Consider the following 24,117-nt stretch of genomic DNA (forward strand, 5'->3'; position numbering starts at 1 on the left):
CACAAATATGCAGTGGGAAAAAGGAACAGAGGTGCGCCGCTTGGACAACCCTGGGAAAACAGGGGTGACGACGGGGCAAGTCAGGCCTCGTGGGGAACTGAAATATTACGGGGTTCGGTGGCAAGATGGCACAAATGACTATGTTGCTGAGGACCAGCTTGAAGAAGTAAGTGCAATTTTAAGCAAGGACCCGTATCAATTGATTGAAGCGGGACGTTACGGCCGCTCTGAAGACCTTAGGCGAAGCCTTACCCATGTCCATTTGTCAGGAAAGCTGGCCAATTTGGTTTATTCGATGGGGGTCACGAATACAGATTTCTATCCCCATCAATACAAACCATTGCTAACGCTGCTTGAGTCTCCAGCGAACGGTCTTTTGATCGCAGACGAAGTTGGATTAGGAAAGACCATTGAGGCAGGCATTATTTGGACCGAATTGCGCGCTCGGGAAGATATGAGACGGTTGCTCGTGGTTTGTCCTGCGATGCTAAGAGAAAAATGGCGTGATGAGCTTAAGCTTCGTTTCGGTATTGAGGCCAATATTGTTGACGCGAAAACGCTTGCTGAAGAAATGCAACGGGCAAGTGCTGTCGGTCCAGCGAAAGCTTGGATTGCAAGCTATCAGGCTCTACGTCCACCGAAAAGTTGGAGGCCGGGAAGCGAGCCGACCAAAAAGCAGAGTGGTCGTCAATTGCTTGCTAATCTTCTGGATACAAACTCTGAGGACGATCCACTGGTCGACCTGGTCATTTTCGACGAGGCACACTACATGCGCAACCCTGAAAGCTCGGCCAACCTCCTTGGAGAGATGCTTCAAAAGGTATCGCATAACCGAGTGCTGCTATCTGCGACGCCAATCAACTTAGCCAACGATGACTTATTTCAGTTGCTACGCCTCTGCGATCCAGATCATTTCCAATTTCCATTAAGTTTCCAAGAGATGCTTCGCGCGAATCAGCCTTTAGTATCAGCGCGTGATGCAGCACTACGAAGAGATACATCCGCTGAGGAAATCCTGAAGCATGTGCAAACTGCGGCGGAGAGCGATTTACTCTGCAACTCGCGTCAATTAGCAAGTCTTATTGCTGATCCGCCCACGGACGAGGCACTGGAAAAGCCGGAATATCGTGCTGAACTGGCAGCAGGCCTGGAACGCATTAACTTGCTGGGCCACGTAATCACTAGAACGAGGAAGCGCGATGTTCAAATAGAGCGGCCAATCCGCAAGGTACATGCTGAAAAGGTCCCAATGACAGACGCCGAGCGAAAATTTTATGAATATGTGACCGAGGTGACTCGTGACTATGCTTGGCGTCGAGGTATTTCAGACGGCTTTCTATTGGCCACACCTCAGCGTCAAGTTTGCAGTTGCCCAGCGGCTTTCGCTCGGGCTTGGTTGGGGGGGGATACCGCACTAGTGGCTGATTTGGCTGATCAAGTTATCGACGAGTACGAGGAAAATGATGAAGAGGGCGACTTGGGGGACATTAGTAGCTCTTTGAAGGACTTCCTGCTCTCAAATCGTCCACCTAATTTGAATGCTGAAGAACTTGAACGGTCGGATTCCAAGCTGAGAAGATTGGCCGAAGTGTTAGGAGCCTATTTTCTCGAAAGTCCTTCTGAGAAGGTAATTCTATTTACCTCTTTCCGTGTGACAGCGCAATACTTGAAAGATCAGCTCACAGCGATGGGAATGCCGAGCGTGCTTCTTTGGGGAAACATGGCGGAATCGAAGCAGGAGATCATCAACGACTTTCGGGAGCGTTCAGATCTGCGGGTTCTCGTAGCAACAGAGGTCGCATCCGAAGGTGTTGATCTTCAGTTCTGCCGTCTTCTAGTTAACTATGATATGCCGTGGAACCCTATGCGAGTTGAGCAGCGCATTGGTCGTATTGATCGATTAGGACAAAAAGCAAAGCTCATTCACATTTGGAACCTTTTCTATCAGGAGACTATCGACGAACGCATTTTCTCGCGATTGTTGGATCGATTGAAAGTGTTTGAACAAGCTCTTGGCGAGCCGGAGCCCAGTATCGGCCAAACAATTCAGAAGCTCGAAACCAAGCTGCTAACCGAAAAACTTACGCCGGAGCAAGAGGAGCAGGAGATCGAGCGCGCACGATTGGCACTTGAAAATGTTAGGAAGCGCCAAGAGGAGCTTGAGAAAAACGCAGCGCAGATGATGGCGCATGGCGGCCTTGTTCTTGACCGAATTACAGCCGCACAAGAGCTTTCACGTCGAGTGACCGAGCAGGACCTGATTATCTACATTCGGGATTTTTTAGTTAGGCACGCGCTAGGGCACCAATTCCAACGATTGGAGAATCCTCACGAATTTAGCATTCAATTACCCCCGACGACGGCTGTTGAACTCGAAGAATATTGCCGTCGAAATGGCATTGTTGGGCAGACGACGTTGGGTAATGGCTTGCCTCGTGCATGCCGTTTCGTGAGCAGTATCGCTAGTCCAAGTACCAAGGCGTTCGAACTAATCCATCAATTTCATCCTTTGGTACGATTTATTGGAGAGCGGCTGCGTCAACTAGATGATGCTTTCTATCCGGTTGTCGCTGTTACGGTGCCTACTTCCGATGCGCCAAATGTACCTGTCGGGGAGTACATGTTTGCGATTCGTCGTTGGACCTTCAGCGGAGTAACTGAAGAAGAGTGGTTACAGTCGGCGGTTTGTCGCTTAGCGGATTTGCAATTACTACCTGATGACGTCTCTGAGCCGCTAGTCAATCTAACGCGCGTCAGGGGCGCGGACTGGATCGAAGCACCTAACCACATTGAAAGCGAACGCGCGTGTGCGGCTTTGGATGCGTTGGATATGCATCTCGACCAAGCTTATCAGCGCGCGAAGCGCAGGAAGCAGGATGAAAACGCTGATCGACTCATGTTCCAGGTTCGTGGAATCGACCAGCACCTCGAGCGCACTTTGATGACGTTAGAGTCGGTAAAGGCGAGACACATGGCGTTGAATCGAACGGGCCTTGTTAAGGCAACGCAAGGACGTATCGACAAGCTCCGCGCGCGTATGGGGCTGAAGCGAGAGCGGGTGATGCAACGAGATCGAATTGTGCCGGACAGCGATTTGGTATGCGCGGGCCTGCTGCGCGTGGGAGAGGGCTAATCATGAAAAATTGGAAGTCAGATCTTCTCGCTATCAAGAAGAAACTTGCTGCCCAAGTGCAGACGGCGTCCGCCACAACTAATAGCAAGACTACCCCACAGGTCTCGGCGGCTACTCCAACTAAGCTAGCTGAGCGCACAGTAACATCGGCGACGCCCTCGAGCGTGCTAGCTTCTACGTCTACGCGCACAAGCGTAGAAAAGCAAAAGGTGGGGAAGCATATCGCCCAAAGAACCCACTCGCACTCACCTACGTCCGGAAAAACACAAAACACAAACTCGACGTCCACGACGCAAAAATTCGCTAATTCGGTTCAGGCTGTGCATACAAAACAGCCAGTGTGTAAGAGCGGCCACCGCGACAAGATTTTAGTAAGCGCAGCATCAAAGTCGACTGTCGCCATAGAATCGCAATCACGCGGTACTTCAGCGCCTCCAGTTCCTGCTTCAATTAGGGCACTTCGAAAGGTCTCCACTGAGCGGCAAAAACTTTTCAGAGAGGCAGCACATTGGGTTGGCAGTGGCGCGCAAACTCAGCTTTCTAGTACATCGGCGAACGCGCGTGCTATTGACGTAGTGATTGGTATTGACTTTGGTACCTCGTACACCAAGGCAGCGGTTGGTATGCTAGATAAGATCTATCCTGTCAACTGGTCAGGCGTTACAAATTGCCCAGAAGCTTTACTGCTACCGAGTGAGTACACTGCTCTTCCGGATGGAACAGTATTCCTGGGACAACGACCAGGCGCAGTCGAAGATGAGGTGAAATTAGACATCAAGCTGCCTTTTATTCACCCCCATGTTTCGATAAAGTCTGTAGCAACTGCTAGCGTGTTCTTAGCCCAAGTTTTGCGCTACGTCCGCGCCTGGGTGTACGAATTTCATAGAAAAAAAATTGGCGACGCGAAGATTCGTTGGCAATTGAATCTCGGCGCGCCTTGTAACGGTTTAGAAGATGCACGTTTAACTACGGCATTCCGACGCCTAGGCAACACGGCATGGTTACTCAGCCAACGAGGAATAGAAGTTGGCATGGCGGATGCAGTTGAAATTGCAGCGGCATGGCAGAGCGGCACAACTGCTGTTGACTTGTTCGCCTTAGATGTGTTTCCTGAATTTGTGGCCCAGATGGCCGGTTACGTTCAATCATCGCAGCGCCAGCGAGGACTACACGCACTTGCAGACGTAGGTGGTGGGACTCTGGATGTGGTCACGTTCATTGTTCATCAAGTCGACCACGAGGACACATTCCCGTTTCTCGTTCCCGAAGTAAAAAGCTTAGGCACGCACATGCTTAACCAGAATCGCATCGTAGGGGCATCTTTGGATGCTGTCATTCGAATGCCTGATGAGCTGATGCCCGTACTAGACGCCACCGCATTTGCCGCCGCTACCTCAATTGACCCCAACCATGTGAAATCGAGGGACTATATCTTTTATATGCAGATTAGTCATGTCGTGAAGAATGTGCTGGCAGTGACCAAGGCAAGGCGCTATCGCCGGTCTGAGGCCTGGGGTTCGGGCCTCCGCACATTCTTAACGGGTGGAGGTGCTAACGCTGAGGGATATAGCGAAGCGATAAAAAGAGGTGGGCTTAACTGCGCTAGTCGTATTGACCTCATTCCGTTACCGCTACATCCAAGAATTGATGACTTTAACGGGAGCGTGCAGGACTACCAAAGGATTTCAGTAGCATGTGGGCTAGCACAAGACGCCTTCTCACTGGGACGCATTATTGCAGCGAAGGACGTTGAGGACGACCGTGCTGTCGTTTCGCATACCCGCGAACGGTTGGATCGTGATGAGCTATATGCAAAATAAATTGCATTTAAGCCAATGCACATAAAAGTTGATAAGCTAATAAGAAAATGTTGGATCAGATTGAAGCAGCAATGTCCTTGTGGGATAGGTTCAAGAAATGGCGCCAATCAAGCCACGAGATCGATCAGGAATTGATTACTGTCCGGTTCTCTCGTGTTTTTGAGGCTCACGGCGTTCATCGAAATCAAATTCCCCGTTTTTTTGGACATGATTTGAAATTGGAGGATGTCCAGAGCGATGTCTCGCTCCTGCTGAAACTCGATGAGCGCCATCTTGAGAAAGTTTGTGAGCTATTTTCTGTCCGTCGGGAGTGGTTAGATGGTGCGGATAAGCAAGTGCATCCAACGCACAGCTTTTATAAGCATCCAAGCGACTTTGTTTCTTTTATCAAAAATCTACAGGCCGCAAATCCAAATGGGGAGCTAAGCGGCGTTGTAATCTCTCCTTCTGATAGCGGTGGGAAGGGTGCAGCCCTCCTAGTTTTAGAAGAAAGGATCGGATGGGTAGGACAGAAGCCCATCTTTCGCTATCACCTGTGTGATGAATGGCCGTTCTCATATTGGAAGGCACGTGCTTACTTGACGGCGTGTATTGCTATCGCATGGAAAAATGCGGTCTATATCCGAGGGATCAAAGCCAGTAGCAAAGAAATCGCCTTATTGGCTAGAGGGGAAATTCTTATGGGGTGGGAAGGCGAGGGGTTCAGCGCGATTGGATACCGTCAATGGGATCCGGAAGACATGGCCTTGTTGCCAGACAAGTTCCTCTTAGGCATTGATCCGGAACGCGGTAACTTCGGAACTCGATCTGGGCTGAAGCTTTGGCTGCAGCTACATGAGGACGGCTTTATGGACACAGGGTTGTCCATGTACAAGCAAGAGGAGGTTCGGAAGCTCTTTCAGATTGAATTGGCAAAGATCCAGGAAAAGGATTAAAAACGCTGGTTGGCTTACTTTGTTCCTTAGCCAATACTCGCTGCTGTGGCGGTCGAGCCGCGAAGGCAATTGAAAAATCTAGGAAAGGGAGGTCATCACTGTTAACGACTGAACTGCAGCCAAATAGACATTGCTTTTTTCAATTAGTTGAAATCCGCTGCCGAATAAAATCAAGATATGGATTTTCTTTCGTGAAAAAAATCAACAAGTTCTTTCGGGCCCTCGTTATGCTGGTGTAAACCATTTCTTCATTCTCGCTGTGCGAAGGAATGTAGATAATGGTGGAAGCTTCCATCCCCTTGAAGCTGTGAATGGTAGCTAATTTCATGAGGCCACTATTCATTTGAAAACTAAATTTCTTGCTGCTTCGGATTGTTTCTAGATCTCTGCGAATATGATCTGGTTTTGCGCCTTTACGGCTTGTAATTGTCTGAAACTGTTCTTCCGTCTCAAATGTCGTTTGGGTTTTATCGGTTCTTAAATCTCGTATAAGTTTGTCCAGTCTTCTGAGTAATTCAATGCTGGAAGAAACAACGCATATATCATTCGGGTGTATTTTTTCACGGCTAATAAATTCAACCATCGAGTCGAAAATTTTTCGCGATTTATCGACCTCCTCCGTAGAAGCAAGCTGAATTCCCTGCAGTACCTCCAATGACAAGGCTCCCTGCTGCTGTCCCACCTCGGCCAGATCAACATCACATTTTTTCGCAATGTACGCTTCTTGAAAATCTCTTCCTAGACGAGTGATAAGCGAGTCGTCTTTTGCTCTGTAGGATTTTTTTAATCGTACCCATTCACCAAATCCCCGAACAAGAGCTGAATCCCTCTTCGTAAGGTTCCTAGAGTAGATATTTTGGCTATCATCTCCAAAAAGGACCATTTCACCTTCGGGTTCTAAGAAGTACTTCCTTATAATCTTGATCCACTCAGGCTGATAGTCCTGAATTTCGTCAATCAGAATCGTCTTGTATCTGTATATAAGCGGCTCGCATCCGTCAAATAGCTTTTCATTTGAATAAAATTTGTCCATGTAATCATGCGCTAATCTCCAGTCGTCAGGAATTTCGAATTCCAGGCCACACCGGTTTGCTTCCTGAGTAATGAAGGCATGGTAGTTGGAAATTACAAAAAAGCCCCAAGAGAAATCGTCTCTTACGGCGTTTATCTTGTCATGAATATGATTTCGTAACGTTTTGTTATAGGTGAGTATTAGTACCCTATCTTCATGGCGTTTATGCGCATTAACAGCTCTCTGTGCGAGAACTGTCGTTTTCCCTGATCCCGCAACCCCCTTTATTTTCTGAAATCCCGGCTTGCTCGCTATCAGCTTGACTTGTGAATTGTCGTATTTGAGTTCCAGGCCTTGAGCTGCAACATGATAAGGTGGGCTCAAGTATCTCCTGAATTCCTCGTATATTTCATCATCAAACAAGGGATGTGGCTCTTTCAATGCTTTGAACAACTTGCCTATATTTCCTTCGTGGATAGATATGCCTTTGTCCCGGTTTAATTGTCTAATTTTCGTCTCAAGGTAATCCATCTTCTTGAGATATGTGTTGTGATCTATTTTTCTATTCTTGAAATCAAAGTTTAATGCATTTGTGTTTTCACGGAGAGACGCTTCTGGGGTGGAAAAGATGGTTTCTATGTCGTGTTTGTCGGAATTATGAAAGTAGACAAACGCCTTTATCGTGCCAAAAAAGCCCCGGTTTAAGACATGCTTCTCTGCTAGGCCGTTTATGTGTAAATCGAAGAGATTCTTTTTGTAACCAAAGACCTGCTGGAACGGTGAACGTAATTTATTTCCGCCACGATTCTCATGCCACGTGTTGTTCTCATCGATGTGGTAACTCTGCAGACTCCAGTCTTTGACTTCAATGATAGCGGCCCCGTGCCCCTTTTTTACTACGATAATGTCAGGTAAGTCGCCGTTAAGCATAGGCTGGTAATACACCTCGAAGTCATCGTTAAGATTGACTGTCAGCGTGTGCAAAAGGTAGAGCTCACCACTTGTAGGCTTCACTTTAAGCCGGTGGATATTTTCAAATGCAGGAAATACCTTAGCCATTTTGTATGTGAGTCTTTTTGGTAGTCATTGAAAGGCATGGGTTCTTCAGCCGGATAAGGCGTTGGCCAGGTTCCCCTAGACAGTAGTGTTTTTCTGGGTTACGAGCTACTTTGCTTGAATTGTTGAAGTAGGCGCGTAGACCTGATTCGTTCAGATGCAATGTTCAGGCAGCGAACTGTCAGGCGATAACTAGGTACCATCGCTCAGTTTGAACGATTCAACGTCTCCCGTTGTTAATTTTTCGTAAAGTTCAGCCATCTCCTCACGAGCGCGGTACACAATTCAAGCTTTATTCAGCATCTGTGTATCTGATTCGCAAAGAAAGAATCCCGAGTCTTCGAAAGCGAGGTGTAGGACGTGGCAGCTACAACCCCATCGTTCGTACTGAATTCCTGTAACGATGCCGTCTATAAGAAATCGTCTGGGGGAGCGAGCATGCATCAACACCACGACTTCACTTCCCACATCAATATCTTTTCGATCGCACCGAGCTACATATGACTTGCCATAGATGGTAAATTTCACGAGAGCAATACGAGCCAGCGGCATTCTAGACATGCTCATTCCTTCTTTCTCTGTTGTTAATTTAACTTAGAAATCGGTCGAATCAGCCTTTGCGATACGTTAGAAGCTTGTATTGAACTTCCATGTCTCACTGTAATTAGTTGCGATTGATTCGGTTGTAGCGGATTCCAACTGTAACGATCTGACCATCGGCGACGACCGCATAGCTGTCGAGGTGCTCGCTCAACTTGCTGAAAAGCGCTCCTGCGTAGCTCGCGACACGCTTTTTTGAGCGTCGGTCGAAATAGAGTATCTCGGCGCCCGCATGATCGTGCTCTCGTTGACCAAACTGGAGAAGCAAGTCCACCACGATGGGAGGAATTCCGCGTTGCTGGGCGCGAGTAGCCGCATGAGACGTCGCTTTCATTTCTCCTCTCCTTCCTTCATTACCTTCTCGGCTGCGCCCAAGACCATTTCTTTAAGAAGGACGTTTGGTGAAACCCCACGTTCTTCCGCCTTTCGATGAATCTGCTCGATAAGATCCTGCGGAATTTCGACATTCCATTCCGGCGGACGATGCATGACAAAAGTTTTGCTCTCTCTTGTTTGAACAAACCCTTTGCGACCGACTAGCCAGCGGCGCGCCTCTTCAACACTGACGAGGGACCGCTTTCCGACTTGCTCCGTCTTTAGAGGATCAGCCAACTTTGGATTAGCAGCATTGCGTACACTGCGCTCGTCCATATTTGCTAAAAGAGCAACCTCGGCGAGCGTTAAATACCCTCCGTCACCTTTTCCCAGGCCGTATACGTCGACACCGTAATCAGTATGACGATCTCCGCCATCGAGCACAGTTCGCGCCACCGCGCTTTGCACCGCATACATTGCAAGACAAGGCAGTGAGGTGTTGCAGGCGTCCAAGTAGATTTTCATGGGCGGAGTATCTATGGAACGAAAGAACATCTCGATTCGTGCATGAGGCCCATTAATGATGCTCTGGGGCCCTAGGTCGCCGGTCGGGATACCTCTTATCCCGTAGTCATACATCTCACTTACGGCCTTCCATATTGTCGAGTCCTTGAAATCCTGAGGCTCTATCCATTCCGTGTTATCGGTGCCGAGCAAACTCTCGATTTCTTTTCCGAATACTGTCAAGAACTTGAACAGTTCGTCCTGCATTTGCGGCTTCGAGAAGTTCATACCTTGCTCCTGTGATTGATGTGATGTCGTGACTATCATATGACATCCGGCCATGCATGTAAAGCATTACATCACAAATATCATATTGGCGTGGCTGTTGTTCGCGTGGTAGCAGGATTTATAGATGGTACGGTGATAGAACCCTATATTTTTTGCCAACTGACTGTCATATTGCATAATTGCCATCGTGATATAATTGTTGTAATTTTGATCACCATTCTTTGTCGCAAAATTTGAAGCGAACCCTCCTATGCCACTTCCTCTTGCTCCTGTCATTGCGGCCCTCTGCGCGGGCGGCTCGCTGGTCCCACACGCAGCCGGCGGTTTCATTGTTACGGCAGCTAGCGGGTATGTTGCCGGTACTTACCTAAGCACTACGGCAATTATCTCGATTCTGACGATTGCCACTGCCAGTGCCGGGGGCATCGCTGCCGCGCTTACAGGCGGCGCGGCAGCGCTATGGGGTTCAGCGGGCCTATTCGGCACGACGATTGGAGCGACCGGAATCAAAGGCATGCTTATGTCGGCGGGCTTGATTTCCTCCACGCCAGTTTGGATTCCAGCCGCGGCGGGCGGGGCACTTGTTACGGGAATTGGCGGTACTGGTTATCTTCTGTACCACATCAACAGATTAAAAAAGAAGGGAGAAGGTCTTATGCCGGGGCAGGAGGCGCAGTTTACGGAAAGGGACGCTAAGCTCGTTGAGAAAATCTTATTAGCCTTGCATAAGAGAGGCAGTCTTCCTGAGTAACGTGATCAGGATTTAGAGCACTGCTGTAATTTTGCGATATATACCCCCCTACAGCATATGTACAACTTTCGGGGAAGGCGTGAAGCCTTATCTCGTAGAATCGGCACCGCTCATGCGCTGAATCTATCGGCTACGTTGAACTTACCAACGCGATATCTGCGCCGTACTCAAGCATGGTCCGAGTCGAGGGCTTGGCGGCATCGATCCGTCACTTCCATCGCCCGGCTCTCCAGCGTGGCGCCATCGATGCCCAGATGGACCTTGCGTCATTGGCGCCGGTATTCAGTACCGTACTTCCTGGTCTTCCATCCCCTTCGTCGAGCATCTTGATACCGGAGCTATCGACAAGTAGATGCAAACCCGTTGTGGTTGGTACGACTTCAATGGCGACCTGCAAGGTGTTTTGCCGTCGGCTCACAGTGCTGTAGTCCGGCACCTGCCAGTCCAGGCCTGCCAACTGCAGCAAGCTCTGCGCCACCCCCATGGTCTGACGCAACGGCAAATTGAACAGGCATTTGATGGTCAGGCAGAACTGAATGGCTTCGTCACTAAAGCACGGACTCCGTTCTCGCTTGCCGGTGGCCCGGCCGTGCCAATTCATTGTAGGGTCGAGCCAGATAAGCAGCGAGCCGCGCGCCTTCAGCCCCGCGTTATACGCCTTCCAGTTCGTGGTGCAGTACTTCTGAAGATCGGGTTTCATGTGCCTAGGCTACATGAGCCCTCAATGTCGTGTCGCCTCGCCGATTTATGCAACAAATCCCTGTAGCATTAAAAATAATGATTGGTGATATTGCAATTTATCTTTGGTGTGGATAGTGTAGGTATTTTGGTTGGCTAGCTAAGACAAGAAAAGAATTTATGACAAAAACGGCATTTGAAAAGCAGTCGTCCCGACTAAAGGATCTGAAATGTCCAATTCATGGCATGCCTATGAAAAGGGATGAAGATAATCATGATCCTGATCGACCATTTGTGTTCCGATGTATTAACGCTAAGTGCGAAGTTAGAGGTGCAGCGAAGCAAGCAATTGGCCCAATTACCTTGGACGACGAATTTGCATATCTTGTTGATCCTTTTGTCGGTCAACTACCTTTGCAAACCCATAGCCAAGAAAGAGGACTACGTGCCGCCGATATCGCTTCTATAGCACTTTCAAAGATTGCATTTGTTCATCGTGTGGAAACTGGATCAGATATTGGAATAGATTTTATATGTGAACTCCGTGTCGATAGGAAGCCGACGGGAAAAATGTTTAATGTCCAGTGTAAGGCGCTACCTGTATCGTTCGATCCTGGAGAAACACTCCTTTCATTCCCAATTAAAGTCTCTACGGCAAGATATTGGCTGGAGCAAGTTAACCCAACAATTCTAATCGTTGCTGACGTGGATAGCGGCTCTCTTTATTGGCAAGATCCCGTAAAAATACTTGAAAATAGTAATAGAGAATGGAGAATCCAGGGTGAGGTGTCAATATCAGTGCCTAAAGCCAGTTCGTTTAACTGTTTTGAAGGACCACCTAAAGCTTTTGTCGACGTAGTAACACAAGGCATCGGGAGAGTTGGAAGGTCTCTACGCGAACGGCTCTATACAGTAGAAAAGATTATAGATAACGAACTAGATACAGGTGTTAATCGAGAATCGAAGGACGTGGCGCAATTATTACTTCAAAGCGGCTCACCGATTTCAGAAGCAATTAGTGTCATTAAAAACGTTACAGAGTTTCAGGGCGCAATTTTTTTGAAAATTGTATCAATGATAGCAGACATTTCCAGTACGGTAAGAAAGTTGCATGAGGATACTTTTAGAAAGCTGCACCGGGTAAGTGGGGGCAAGGGACCTTTTGAAAACGATCCAGTTTTTATAGAAGAACTCAATTTGTTGAATAGTGCGAGTGGGTATGCTGCGGCAGCAGACGTTTTTTCGAACACCGAGCAACTTAATGAAGCAATTGATTTGCTACATAAACTAGAATCGCTTCATCGGTCTGCACTCGAACGTGAACTTCAATTTGAGAAGCGCATGGACAATTTAGCGGAGCTTCACGAGAGCGGAGGCGATTGTTCGTGGGTGTGGGACGATGAGCTTTAGGATTTGAAAGATTTCTCGACCCATCTCAGATCCATGGTAAAAAGTGAAGGCCGGGCGACCTCTTAACAAGGTGGCCCGGCCTTCGGCCCGCCCCATTCCCGTATTTAGCTAAGCACTTTTCGACTACGGCCTGCTACGCCGCATTCTATCCGGCTGAGCCGGCAGGTGGTTAGCTACCAAGAGCCTTTCTCCTAATGCGTTGCAGAAGCAAAGGCTGATCCACAAGGCCTGGCAATAGCCGGAGAAAGTGAAAAGCTATTAATAGCTCGAATAAACGACCTTGGCGTGGCCGTAACGCTACAGGGTTGTAATAGTAAGACTACCAACTTCTGCGGTGTTCTTCAACGCCATCGACGGGATAACCGTGTTCTAGAAGCGCTTTTCTCGAAAGCATTTGTAACATAATACGCTCGGCTGCCCGAATACTCGCTTCTTCCTGATCGGATGCCCACGCCATTGAATCAAAGTAAGTGAGCAGGTCGCCGCTGTTGAAGTGCCCAACAACCTTGGTAATGAAAATGTTCGTTTCTGGGAATTGCATTTGGTACTCGTCCTTGAGCATCCTTGCTTGCAGCAGACAACAGAAGTCACCATTACCCAAGGCGTGCACTATCAACTTCCGTGTTGCCACCATTTTTCTTTCACGGGAGCGGCAGGAGCAGGCTGGCGACTCAACTTGACATTGGGTACAGAAATCTTTGTTTCTGAATGGAAATGTGAAGATAACCTCACCTTCGACCTTAATGAGATGAGCTCGCATGCCGTCTGCAGGTTCCTTGATCAGGTCGTAATAGACCCTGAATGTTTTTCTGCGTAGCCGCGGGCCGTATATCTCAAGAAGTTTGGTAAGCTGACTTTCCTTTGCTTGGGCGGCACCGGTTTTCCAACTACTAACGACCGATTGTTGCGTTCGGCAGACGTCTGCAATTTCCTTTTGCGTCCATCCGTCGCGTAGAGCCATCCCGATTAGTTGTTTGGTGAACCGAAATTTCTTGATGCCGTCCATATTTCTCCAAAAAGGGCGTAACAAATACGCCCGTTTCCAATTAAAACACCTGCTATTTTTTCTTCACTTGCGCAGTTTTCTGGCCATGCTGCTGAATCTGCTTTCCACGGTTTCCTTGGTTCTTGTCCAGTGTCTTATTCGTACCTGGCGTACCTTTATTTTTGTTTTTGATATCGGCTTCATGATTCGGCATAGCGTCTTCTCTTGGTAGTGGTTAAGGAACCTAGATTTTGCCGAATCGCACCGAGACGGGCCATTGATATTTTGGCGATAAATTGATGATAATCGTCGATATTTTGCGCCGGATTTGGAATTGCGTATTTCGTTGCCTGCAAGCGTCACCCTAATTCCGCTAAGGGGACACCTGTTGTCGAGGGGCGCATCATCTATACCGTAACTGAACCACAGGGTTGGACTTGGGTTTATTGCAGGAGCATGCGCTAGTCCCGCTGGACGGATATAGTACACATCCGATTAGCACAGGGATTCGCTGCCGGATTGTCGGCCCACCCCGATACTGCGCAATGCATCCCTGACGGATCGCCGACCTTAAATGGCGCTATAGAACGATGTCGGAGCATGTTTGCCACTTCTATCTATAGAAATTAGTGCATGCTTCTACGGATCAAGACTATTGCCGTCTTCTACAGCGTTTGGATAAATTTCAATTGCCATTCGATCTACAAATGACGGCATGCCCGAGCTTGGTATTCCAAACAGGTTTTCAGCAATCGTCAGCGCTTTTGCCAATCCGTCACCGTAATTTTTGACCTGTAGAGCGGCCGTTTCGCGTGTCTGCACCCCAAGGGCTACATCGGTCTTCCGGCTTGTCACGTATTCATTGAAATCAGAAAAAATACGCAACGTAAGTAGCGACATCTCTTCCAAAGCGAATTTCATGGCGAATTTTCCTATGCTTAGCTGGGGCTCTGCAAGCCCTCTCGGTTGAGATGATTGGCTGCTATCCTCTTACGAGCTCTAGAAGCTCGCGGGCATGAGCGCCTGCGTGGGGTAAACTGCTTCTTATTCAACTCTTCATCTTTGCGACTGTAATAGATCAGGCCTGCGGCGCAGAGCCATAACTGTAGTTGGCAACGCGTTGAACGGAGTGGTAATCAGAAAATTGACGATATCTACTTCCGAGGGAAGATCGCAAATCGTCGAGCAGGCGTTTCGCAGTGTCTGGTGCCCACTCCCACAATGTGCGGGCTGCCTCGGTGCCCAGATAGTGATCGCTAAGGAAGGGTTCTAGTGCAGTGGCGGCTTCGGGACCATAGGCGCTGAAGAAACCAAGCGCCGGAAGGCCCGAGGAAGTATAGGGTAGGGTGTGCGCGCTCCCCGCGTTTCCCTTAGTTTTCCCTGCCTTGTATCCTAGTTTCCTGGGGATTTCAAAGCATCGTTTACGCGCAAAACCCTTGTGGTTCCTGCACCTCATGGAATTTGCAGGGACGCCTAACATTACTCTGCCATGTAGGTTTGTAACCCTTTGATTATCAATCCCCTTCAATCTATTTGAACGATCGAAAAGCCTTTTTAAATCAGTCATCTGGTTCGTACATGGCAGAGTAGTGCTCAATTGCCCATTGAAAAATGGCATTCAGCTTAAATGAATGGCATTAAGCGCAGTATCATTTTGTGTGCTATTAGGGAAGCCTTACGCTCCCATCCTTATTGAAGGGCGTAAGCCTAGTAATTCATCGATGCCCACAAACATATATTCAAGCTTAGTTTGCGGCCGAGGCACATCAGGCGGCAAGCTGTGAAAAAATTTTTTCTGTTCATCAGCTATATCTTCGAGTTTCCAATGGAAGGCCAGTAGATTGGCAGGCGCGACACGCTTGCATATACCGAAGATGAGCTCCTGCAAACAAGAACGCTTTAATGCCAAGCCTTCTTCGTAGGAAGCGATATCCTCTGCAAGAATTTTCCAACCTTTGTTTCCGTAAAATAACTGTCCATACATGCTTTTGATCAATTCTCGCGCATGTGGTGCAAGGGCATGCAGACGACTTTCGACGCCTTTCCCGATATTTTGGGCTGGTATAACTTGGTAGACTGGATTGGTATCCCCCAAGAACTCCTTGTCCACCTTTGTTCCGTTGTAGAAGCATGCGATGAGCGCCAGTACGAACATGAACTTGTTTTCTGGTCTGCAGTGCTGGTGACGTGCTTCTCGAGCGCGCGTAAACAAGTAATGCTCATGCACCTCAGCCGCCTGATGCATTAGGACGCGCATATTATCCCCCTTCAATGGAGGACTGAAGCGCGGTTCGGCACTCAACTGACCGTCTTCGCCGAACCATGCTGAAATCACCTCACCAATAGCCTTCTCATCCTGAAGGACCGGGATCTCGGTGATGTCGTTGCGATTAAGAGCTTCCAATAGAAAACAGTTGATTTGGGCCGCCTCTTTTGCAAGCTCACCTATTCGGGCTTGCTCTAGCAATGCGCGGTTGGCAGTAATATTGCACAGCAACTCCACAGTCAGTTCACCCGCTAGTTTTTCTCGAGAACCGTGATTCAATGCCAAACTATTATCGGCAGATAGAACGTCTAGAATGACGAGCTCCGCACGAGCCTTGGAGAGCGCCTCCTCTGCCAGAAAGGGCATCCAGCTATACGGTGTCGACTCCGTCTCGGGGATCTGCTTCTTTTTACGGAGCGCGGTTTCGGCTATCGAGTATTCTCTGAAGAAGAGATGCTCTAAAGCATAAATACAATGGGCAAACGCCACGTCTTCCAGCAGCGGATACGCATCCTTGTAGACGTCGATTTTGCTCCACTCAAGCATCGCCGCAAATTTTGTTCGCAAATCGGACGGTAGAATTTCTATTAAAACCGTATGCAGTGCCATACGATTCTCGATCTGATCCTGTGCCCGATCTTCTTTCTCATCCAAAGTGGTAGCGCTCAAGTACTTGAGCGAGGTCTCTTCGAATGGTTCGACAAAGAAAAAGCCTTTATGCTGTTTCCAGTGTGTAGTCGGTAACCGGGACAGCGTGTGAGCGCGCCATTTACGCGCTCTAACGCCGTATTGCATGACGCCGGATGAGAACGCATCCTGTAGATCGTGCCCTTCCTGCGCCTCGATAGTGCCTATGATGTCTTTTGCTTCTTGGGTGGAAATCGTCAGAATGTCGGCCAATGTGCTGGCAATGGCATCTCGGGTACGGCTGTCGACCTTCGATGCCGCAAGCTTGTTTTTCCGCATGTGTCACTCGCGCAGTAAAGTAGATCAGGCTGGCGCCAGACCGGGACTGTCCAAGCGCAGCGCTGACTTGCTTTTCTCTTTCGCTTCCCCCTTGAGGAGCTCATGGGCTAGCTTGTTGACTTGTTTGTTTTCTGCCAAAGCGCGCGCGTGTTTGAGTAGGGTATCGGCCATTGTCACCGCCTCCCACTCGTCCTTTGCGGCTTGTTGATTGAGCAGGATTGTGGCCACGGCACGCGAATGCTCGATAGGACCGAACTTGTTTATAGAAGTCACCGCATGATACTGATCGTTTGCAGCGGTAAGCATCGAAGCGTATGGCGAGCCAAGGCCTTGTTTATAGGACATGATGAACTCCTTCAGTGGTGAATAACGAAGCAAGGTCAGTATGTGCCAAAGCTGTATTTTTATCGACTTTGAAACTTATGATCCGTTGGCCAGGGGGGGGAGGGCAGTGATAGTGCTGTGATGGCACTTTTTTCCATGCAATCACCCAATGAAACAGTTCCATTAGATAATTTCTGAAAAGTCCTAAAGCGAAAAGGGACCAGTTGTAGGTGGGACGCATGGCGCTCACGCCGCGCTGCAGGCATGGTTGTGACTTTGCGAGATATAGATCCCTCTGGGAACACTTACAACCGAAGATTGATGACATGGTCTACGAGCGTCTGATAGTGGTCAATCTTCCAAAATGCAGGGGGGAATAGCAACGAAAAAAAGAAAAAGTAGCTACTTTATTTTTTTACAACGATTCGTAACGTGCTGATGTGCGGTGTGCGGGTCAGAGCACCGATGTCAAATTAAATCAGCTAAAATATTTCTTCCTATAAATGCATTATTCTTGCGGCGGCAGTGGAGGGGAATGGAAGAGTTAACGATCCGGGCAAGGAATCCCAAGCGGGAATTCGCACCCGGCGAATATGCGCAGATCGGCAGGAAATACGTCTATGCGCTGCAGGACCCGACGGACCAACGCATTTTCTATGTCGGACAGGGCACCGGTAACCGGGTTTTCGAGCACCTGAAGCGCGCGGAGATCTTGCTGCAATCCCGCAAGCGGCTGAGTCCGAAATTCGAGGCGATTCACGCAGTATGGAAAAGGGATCAGGATGTATCCTTGGTCATCCTTGCTGGAGGACTGTCTGACGGTGAAGCCGATATCGTGGAATCGGCAACGCTCGATGCGTTGAATCTGTCGGCCAACGGCGAACTTACGAACGCCATATCCGCGCCGCACTCGAGCATGGTCCGAGTCGAGGACTTGGCGGCATCGGCCTATCCCTATGTCAATCCAGACCGGCCATACCGGAAGGTTCTCGTATTTCCGGTGCCGAAGAAGCGGCATAACCCGGATATCTATGAACGATGCCGCCGGAAATGGAAGGTCGCGAAGAAGCACCGTGCTCTCGGCACAGATGCAACTGCTCCCTATGCGGTGGCAATCGATAGAGGTGTCTCAGTTGGCGCTTACCGGGTCACTTCCTGGAAAAGGCTGGAAGACAAAAAGTGGGAATTTGAGGGCGAGCCGTACGAGGCTCTGCGAAAGCTGAACTGGCGGGCCATCATTCAACCGGCAATGGGCTACTGGCAGCGCGGGAATTATCTTGTGGTCGAATTCGATGGTGCCGGACACTTCCGCATCGTCCGGGGCAGCAAAGCGCGCTCATGGAAGGCTTGTGATGAACAGGCAGCCCAAGCCGAAATGGCAAAGCAAATGTGCCTGCAGGCTGAAATTGCATAGCCGAAATAGTTCTTGTAATCTTGCCCCCTCTTTCAACCTCTGACACCTGCCGTGACGCTCGAGGAAATCAAATACGCAATCATCAGCCACCGTAACGAGCTGCATGCGGAGTCGCTGCCCACTGAAGGCAAGGGCTATTCTTTCTGGCTTGGCGTTCCAGCGAATAGCAACAGGATCCTGCGCGTTTCGCAAGATGCGCCGACCGCACCGGTGAAGGTAAGGCTCGCTGTGGACAACAGGCTGCGGATTGTGCAAAAGCGCAGGCCGCAATCGGAATTCATCTTTCAGGGCGACGTTACGGCATTGCTGGCCGAAGTGGACGCAGAGATCAATTCGTACCGTCTATATCTGCAGCCCCGTTCTAACTAAATCGCACCGGCGGCACGCGACCCGTCGCCGCAGTCATTGTTGAAAAAGCTATGACTCTGACGCGCTGATCGAAGAAATTGAAGTCCATGGTGCTGAAGCCGTCATCCCATGACGTTGCCATCGTCTGCTTCCTCGGGCCTTGGGCCGAGTAGCCATATTTATGATGTGCGCCTTACGATAAGTTGATCAACAAAAGGTAAGATTAGATGAGTTCAATAAGTAAAAATGTAATTAGATTCTTTAAATTGGCTGGCATAAATAAGCGTAAGGACGTTGAATTTTTCTGGAAAAATATAGAAAAGCAGTTCGGGAACTTGGGGCGGTCTTTTAGAGAGGCCATTGCGGCGCGCTCAGACGGCCAAGCAGTAAATCCGTATGAAGTGAGAGACGCATCTCTAGAGCTTTCCCTGGCTGTGTACAGCCAATATGAAGCTGATTTTGCGTCCGGCCTTATGTCTTGGATAGAAGAGGTGGAAATTGAGGTGCCAAAGAGAGTACTCGATATTGGGTGTGGAAACGGTGTTATTGCGTGCTTTATGGCAAATCTATGGCCAGACACTCATGTTACCGGCATCGATACATCTTTAAACTCTATCCGGTGCGCTGAGGAGTTGGCAAGAAAACTGAAGCTTGGTAATGTGAAGTTCGAGTTTGGAAACGCCAAAGACTATTTTGCAAAGTACAATCAGTCGGACATCGATATGGTACTGACTTCAAAAGTGCTGCAAGAAGTATTTACAGAAGAAGTTGGTGGATTTGATTTGGCTTGCCCAGAAGATGCGTTTGATACATACGAGGAAATTGAGCGGCTTCCAGAGCTAAGCGCGAATCTTATTGAATTTCTGAATGGGGTAAAAGCCGTACTGTCTGATAACGGAAAATATATATCAGTAGACCGCTGTGGAATTCCCGCTGCCTATGTTTTTCTGTGCCGTCATTTTAAAGAGGCGGGACTCGGCCTCATTCCGGCGCGGTGCGAGAAAATAGTTGGGGAAGATGTGGGGGGATATAAGGAATCTTTCCCTTTAAGTTTTTTAAAAAAGACACCGTTGGCGGCGGAGCCGTCGACAGAAATAATTATTAGTCTCCACAAAAAAATGCTGCTTAGTGAAAAGCTGGAGTGCATCAATCCTGTTGATGGCTTTGTGGCTGAGGCGCTTTATCTAGCCATCGGAGACAAGCGGCCTGTCCATGAGGCAGAGCTCATATACAGAAATGGCTCAGGAATCATGAAGATGCATTTGTTTCATTCTGAAATATTGGCTGGGGTATATAAAACTACCAGTCGCGGAATGAGGCAGCTCGAGATCGTGCCGTTAGCGGAGGCATCTGCAGTGGTGGATGCGTATTTCAATGAAATAAGTAAACTTTCGGAATATTGTGATATAAACGAAAATGTTTCGCTAGACTCTTCTTTGCTGAACCAGCTTGGCCTTGAGGTCGTTCAGAGCAAAGCGTAATAATAAACTTGCTTTGCAAGTGGCCTATGCGAACGGGAAGAGCTAGATCGTTCTAGCGAACGATTACCTCGGTGCGCTTTCAAGGTGACAAAGGATTTAAGCGTGTCTATATTTTTGGGAATCTGCAAACACGAGGTGGTATAAGATGAGAGCTAGGAAGATCCAACGCGTTGAAATGCTTGAGTTCTATGAACACAAATTATTTTGCCCATTTTGCGGACAAAAAGTACTCGACTTCGAAAATCCTGATCATCCCGTCACGCCGTGTACTCATACCCTATTTTCAGCGAGCGATGCGGGCTTCGAGTATAGATCCGAGCGATTCGATAAACTTGTGGCAGACCAAGGTATCGCGGATGAAGAAGATGAGGATGGCTTTAACGGGTATGACAATATGACCGACCAGCTTCAAGTAACTGATGGCGTAAAGTTTGCTCAGTATGTAGGACCACCTGGGGACATGGGCGGGTATCTGGGTTTTGCGCCAATAGAAGAAGAATAGGTGGCTTAGCGACGGGATGATGCCGGGAAGGAGAAGACAACCACCAGTGAGTAAATAGGCATTCTTGCCAGAACAGCGCTGTAAATTTACAGTATGTATCCCCCTACACCGTACTTACAGCGTTTTCGTCGGTGACGGGGGTTTTGTGGACGGTCGAGTACGGTCTTTGTCCGGTCTTTTGCGGCTGTCTGGTCCAGTTCTGGTCCGCATTATCCAGTAGGTTACTGAAAAGTTTTGGTATCAATTTTGCCGTTAAGGCTTTGAAAAAAAAAGAAAAATTGGTTGATGAGTTCTCGGATCCCGCCTTCTGGTACAGGTTCTCATAATCCGTTGGTGCCGTGTTCGACTCACGGGAGGCCCACCAGAATAAAGAAAGCCAACCTGTTAAAGGTTGGCTTTTTCATTTTCCAGGGTGGCTACAGTCTCTTATTAAAGAACGCTGCTGCCAAGGTCAGGGAAGGACCCGCCATTTGTCGCCCTCTCTGGCAAAGATATATTTCAACACCAGACCTTTTCCAGCTTGCGAGGCCACTCCGCATTTGTACGCGTTCTCACCCGCATTTTCGCATTCGGTTTTTCTTGCTTCTGCGCGCATCCTTGCCAGATCCCCTAGCAGCATCTTCGTTGGTCCGAAATCATTCAGGGTGTCGAAGATTTCTGCTTCCGTTGGCTCGCCTTTCCCGCAGGCGGTCAGCATCAGCAGCAAAACCATGACAGCGGCGTGGAGTCGGTGAGGGTGACGATGTCCTGCTGTCATGGTCGGTCGGTATCTTGCGCAGCGTGATTGATCGGGCGGTGCCGGCCTTTCCGGCTTATCGTTGAACCGCAAGGAATTAATGAAAACGGTATGGAGTGCTGCCGTCATTTCCCGCATTCGTCTGCAGCACGATGGCATATGAACCGTCGGAAGCTACAACCCCGAAACCGGCGCGCTCAGCCTGACTAACACGGTCATTAACAGTAAGGAATGGTGTACATGCTTTGACGTGCGGAACTACCGCCGAAGCCGGCACTGCATGCCGGCCATGACACTCCTGCAGCGATTACAGCCTGGCAGCCGTCACGCTTCCTGCCGCCGTGCACTCCTGCCGTGTAGCGTCCAATGACCAGGTATTGGCGGACAGTTCAGCATAGGTGCCCGTGAACTTTCCGGCTGAAGCATCAAGGATGCCGTTCAGCCGGAAATAGCCTTCCGTGTAATAGGTGAGCTGGGAAGTCGTCATTGATACCGCAAGCGGATCCAGGTTCGTCAGGCTGACCGCGCCGGTGTTCGGGTTGTAGCTTCCGACGGTTTGTATGCCGTCGTGCTTCAGAACGAAAATGCCGCGGGACGCATCGATGGCAATCTGCACGATGACAGACTCGTTGCCGGTATTGATTTCGCAGGAGATGCTCGCGTTATTGGCGCTGACGGCGGAAGGGATGCGATAGGACGTCACGTTCGTGGAAAGCTGGTAATTCGCGAAGGTGCCCGCCATTTCATTTGCCAGGTCCTGGTCTACGGCGGTCACGATAGTCACATTCGCGGCGTCGCCGGCCCATTCGACCGCTGTCTTGCCGGTCGTGCCCAATGCCTGGCCCTTCACTGCCGCCGCTGCCAGCAGCAGCGTGTTGCTGGCCTGGCCGCCAAGGAGGGAATCGCCCTGGTCGAAGTCGATCACGGCCTTGACGACCACGGCCGCCGGCCGGACTTTCGAGTAATCGGGGACGTAGCTGTCGAATTCGGCCCTGGACACGGTGCCGTCATTATTCGTGTCGGCCAGAACGAACTCCGCCGTGGTGAAATGCGTGATGCGGGCAGCAGGCAGGCTGGAGGATGTCACCGTGGCGCCGCTGCCGGCAGCTTGCGTTACCTGGGCAAGCGTGCCCAGGGCAGAGGCAATCCTGATCGTGCTGCCCTTGCTGGCGACCAGGGTAAGGAAGCCGGGGGCGAGGTCTTTCGGAATGGCGATGGTGTAGTTGCCCTGTGCATCGGTCTCGGTGGAGCAGAGCGCGGCGCCGGCCGCATTGCGTGCCTGCACGCCATCGGAGAAAAGACAGACCTGCGCCCCCGCAATCGGGCCATCGCTGACCAGCCCGCTCAGCGCAATGGCGTTGTTGCCTGTCGCGCCGGAATCGGACGCATTGCTGCCACCACCATTGCTGCTACTGCCGCCGCAGGCGGCCAGGAAAAGGGGAAGAATGGCGATGGCTGCTTTATGCATGGATTTCCTCAATCGGATTGGCAAAAAAACTGTTGGCTTGAACAGCATCTGGCAATGCTGGACGATATTGTCTTTTGTTAATCCTAGGGCTTGAGGGATAGAACATCCATAGGATGGATGTTCTATCAGTCCAATTCGGCAAGCACGTTTCTTAATGCGGTTTTATTCGAAACGCCTAATTTCCTGTAAGCCGAATGCAGCTGATTGCGAATCGTGGCGGGAGATATATCGAGTCTTCTTGCAATTTCCTTGTACGTCAATCCCTCGGCGGCAAGCCTGGCGGCGCGGTATTCCGCCGTTGAAAGCGACATCTGCTGATTGCTTTTTTCGGTAATGCTCATGCAGATCATATTTTCCTGCAGGGTCGCCTTTATGCAGATGGCTGCGCCAACAAACATCTTTTCATTATTGCGTCTCAGGGAGTCGACCAAAATGCGCGGCAGAAGCGGCGGCGTCCATTCTTTCCATTCGAGCTGCATTAGCCGGATGACCTCCGGTTCCACGAAGTGCAGACAGCCGTCGGGCGTGGCCAATGCAGCCGCATTGACATCCGTTGAAGACGAGGGAGAAACATGGAGGCGCGCATTGATCCTTCTGGCTTGAAGGATATGGGGCAGCAGCATGTTCGCCGTATGGGCGTCTTTTTCGGCGTAGGCATTGCCTTTCGCCGCGCGCCACAGCGCGATCGTGGGCGCCGTGTAAGCCGTTGTCCGGGCGGAGACGAAAGTCAGGGAATGGGCGGTTTCGTACTTGCGGCAATAATCCAGTACGTGCAGATCGGAAACGCCCTCTGTCAGGTTGGCAATGACGCTCTTGCCACGCTCGGCCAATGCTTTTTTCAACACGAAATCCCGGCTGCTCAGCGCGCCATTCCTGTTCAGGCTTTCCGTTCCTATGGCCTTTGGCCTGTCCAGCATTTTTTCGACAGGCGCGTCGTGAAGGTGAATTGACTGGATGATGAATTTCTGCTGCTGTGCCGCGGAAAAATCGACGATTACCGCAGAGTCGAATTGCAGCACATTCTTGAATTTGTCGAGCGCATACTGGTTGAAGTCCGGGCTGGTGCAATGTTGCGCACTGTCATAGATGTCAAGAAGAAGGGTCGCGTGGCTCTCCATTTTTTTC

Annotated in this window: 20 protein-coding genes and 1 pseudogene; 9 read left to right on the plus strand and 12 right to left on the minus strand. The window is 49.6% G+C overall.

Translation table 11 applies throughout. From position 1 onward, the window contains the following. Positions 1-7 precede the first annotated feature (7 nt). The 3 genes from ABC383_RS17710 to ABC383_RS17720 are packed head-to-tail and all read left to right on the plus strand — an operon-like array spanning position 8 to position 5,888. Positions 8-3,133, plus strand: a complete 3,126-nt coding sequence (locus tag ABC383_RS17710; protein ID WP_413015545.1) for an SNF2-related protein — start codon at positions 8-10, stop codon at positions 3,131-3,133. Between the two features lie 2 nt (positions 3,134-3,135). After that, positions 3,136-4,953, plus strand: a complete 1,818-nt coding sequence (locus tag ABC383_RS17715) for a hypothetical protein (RefSeq protein ID WP_413015547.1) — start codon at positions 3,136-3,138, stop codon at positions 4,951-4,953. A 47-nt stretch (positions 4,954-5,000) separates the two neighbouring features. Further along, a complete protein-coding gene (locus tag ABC383_RS17720; RefSeq protein WP_413015549.1) occupies positions 5,001-5,888 on the plus strand; it encodes a hypothetical protein in 888 nt (295 codons plus the stop codon). Positions 5,889-6,027: 139 nt separating this feature from the next. Here the strand turns inward: ABC383_RS17720 and ABC383_RS17725 are convergent, their stop codons facing one another. The 3 genes from ABC383_RS17725 to ABC383_RS17735 form a co-directional block, all read right to left on the minus strand. Continuing rightward, complete coding sequence (locus tag ABC383_RS17725) at positions 6,028-7,959, minus strand: nuclease-related domain-containing DEAD/DEAH box helicase (protein WP_413015551.1); 1,932 nt, start codon at positions 7,957-7,959, stop codon at positions 6,028-6,030. Between the two features lie 661 nt (positions 7,960-8,620). Beyond that, a complete protein-coding gene (locus ABC383_RS17730) occupies positions 8,621-8,890 on the minus strand; it encodes a hypothetical protein (RefSeq protein WP_413015553.1) in 270 nt (89 codons plus the stop codon). Beyond that, positions 8,887-9,663 carry a hypothetical protein gene (locus ABC383_RS17735; protein ID WP_413015555.1) on the minus strand — a complete coding sequence of 259 codons (777 nt, stop codon included), beginning with the start codon at positions 9,661-9,663 and terminating at the stop codon, positions 8,887-8,889. Before ABC383_RS17735 ends, ABC383_RS17730 begins: the two co-directional genes overlap by 4 nt. A 250-nt stretch (positions 9,664-9,913) precedes the next feature. Between ABC383_RS17735 and ABC383_RS17740 the strand changes: the two genes are divergently transcribed. Then, positions 9,914-10,414, plus strand: coding sequence for a hypothetical protein (locus tag ABC383_RS17740; RefSeq protein WP_413015557.1), 501 nt, complete (start codon positions 9,914-9,916; stop codon positions 10,412-10,414). Between the two features lie 203 nt (positions 10,415-10,617). Here the strand turns inward: ABC383_RS17740 and ABC383_RS17745 are convergent. Beyond that, a pseudogene (locus ABC383_RS17745) lies at positions 10,618-11,114 on the minus strand (IS5 family transposase); the annotation flags it as partial. A 158-nt stretch (positions 11,115-11,272) separates the two neighbouring features. On the opposite strand from ABC383_RS17745, the gene ABC383_RS17750 reads away from it, so the two are divergent. Further along, entirely contained in the window at positions 11,273-12,502 is a 1,230-nt protein-coding gene (locus tag ABC383_RS17750; RefSeq protein ID WP_413015559.1) for a DUF4365 domain-containing protein, read from the plus strand. 319 nt (positions 12,503-12,821) lie between these two features. Here ABC383_RS17750 and ABC383_RS17755 read toward each other — a convergent pair whose 3' ends face one another. From ABC383_RS17755 to ABC383_RS17775, 5 genes are all read right to left on the minus strand, one after another. After that, positions 12,822-13,508 (minus strand): hypothetical protein, encoded by a 687-nt coding sequence (locus ABC383_RS17755; RefSeq protein WP_413015560.1) that lies wholly within the window; start codon positions 13,506-13,508, stop codon positions 12,822-12,824. Positions 13,509-13,560: 52 nt separating this feature from the next. Further along, positions 13,561-13,701, minus strand: coding sequence for a hypothetical protein (locus ABC383_RS17760; RefSeq protein WP_413015562.1), 141 nt, complete (start codon positions 13,699-13,701; stop codon positions 13,561-13,563). A gap of 425 nt (positions 13,702-14,126) precedes the next feature. Then, entirely contained in the window at positions 14,127-14,408 is a 282-nt protein-coding gene (locus ABC383_RS17765; RefSeq protein WP_413015564.1) for a hypothetical protein, read from the minus strand. A 754-nt stretch (positions 14,409-15,162) separates the two neighbouring features. After that, the gene (locus tag ABC383_RS17770) at positions 15,163-16,719 is read right to left on the minus strand and encodes a hypothetical protein (RefSeq protein ID WP_413015566.1); all 1,557 of its coding nucleotides are present in this window, start codon (positions 16,717-16,719) and stop codon (positions 15,163-15,165) included. A 24-nt stretch (positions 16,720-16,743) separates the two neighbouring features. Then, positions 16,744-17,064, minus strand: coding sequence for a hypothetical protein (locus ABC383_RS17775; protein ID WP_413015568.1), 321 nt, complete (start codon positions 17,062-17,064; stop codon positions 16,744-16,746). A gap of 514 nt (positions 17,065-17,578) precedes the next feature. On the opposite strand from ABC383_RS17775, the gene ABC383_RS17780 reads away from it, so the two are divergent. The 4 genes from ABC383_RS17780 to ABC383_RS17795 all read left to right on the plus strand — a co-directional run bounded on the left by ABC383_RS17780 (position 17,579) and on the right by ABC383_RS17795 (position 20,788). After that, positions 17,579-18,457: an LEM-3-like GIY-YIG domain-containing protein gene (locus tag ABC383_RS17780; RefSeq protein ID WP_413015570.1), complete on the plus strand. Its 879-nt coding sequence runs from the start codon at positions 17,579-17,581 to the stop codon at positions 18,455-18,457. Between the two features lie 51 nt (positions 18,458-18,508). Further along, positions 18,509-18,826 carry a hypothetical protein gene (locus ABC383_RS17785; RefSeq protein WP_413015571.1) on the plus strand — a complete coding sequence of 106 codons (318 nt, stop codon included), beginning with the start codon at positions 18,509-18,511 and terminating at the stop codon, positions 18,824-18,826. A gap of 206 nt (positions 18,827-19,032) precedes the next feature. Continuing rightward, entirely contained in the window at positions 19,033-20,286 is a 1,254-nt protein-coding gene (locus ABC383_RS17790; protein ID WP_413015573.1) for a methyltransferase domain-containing protein, read from the plus strand. Positions 20,287-20,461: 175 nt separating this feature from the next. After that, complete coding sequence (locus ABC383_RS17795; RefSeq protein ID WP_413015575.1) at positions 20,462-20,788, plus strand: hypothetical protein; 327 nt, start codon at positions 20,462-20,464, stop codon at positions 20,786-20,788. 451 nt (positions 20,789-21,239) lie between these two features. Here the strand turns inward: ABC383_RS17795 and ABC383_RS17800 are convergent, their stop codons facing one another. The 3 genes from ABC383_RS17800 to ABC383_RS17810 form a co-directional block, all read right to left on the minus strand. Then, complete coding sequence (locus ABC383_RS17800; protein ID WP_413015577.1) at positions 21,240-21,653, minus strand: hypothetical protein; 414 nt, start codon at positions 21,651-21,653, stop codon at positions 21,240-21,242. Positions 21,654-21,831: 178 nt separating this feature from the next. Further along, positions 21,832-22,992: a hypothetical protein gene (locus tag ABC383_RS17805; RefSeq protein WP_413015579.1), complete on the minus strand. Its 1,161-nt coding sequence runs from the start codon at positions 22,990-22,992 to the stop codon at positions 21,832-21,834. Positions 22,993-23,117: 125 nt separating this feature from the next. After that, positions 23,118-24,110 carry a helix-turn-helix domain-containing protein gene (locus ABC383_RS17810; RefSeq protein ID WP_413015581.1) on the minus strand — a complete coding sequence of 331 codons (993 nt, stop codon included), beginning with the start codon at positions 24,108-24,110 and terminating at the stop codon, positions 23,118-23,120. Positions 24,111-24,117: the final 7 nt, after the last annotated feature.

The organism is Noviherbaspirillum phoenicis, assembly GCF_047237965.1.
Classification (GTDB): domain Bacteria; phylum Pseudomonadota; class Gammaproteobacteria; order Burkholderiales; family Burkholderiaceae_D; genus Noviherbaspirillum_A.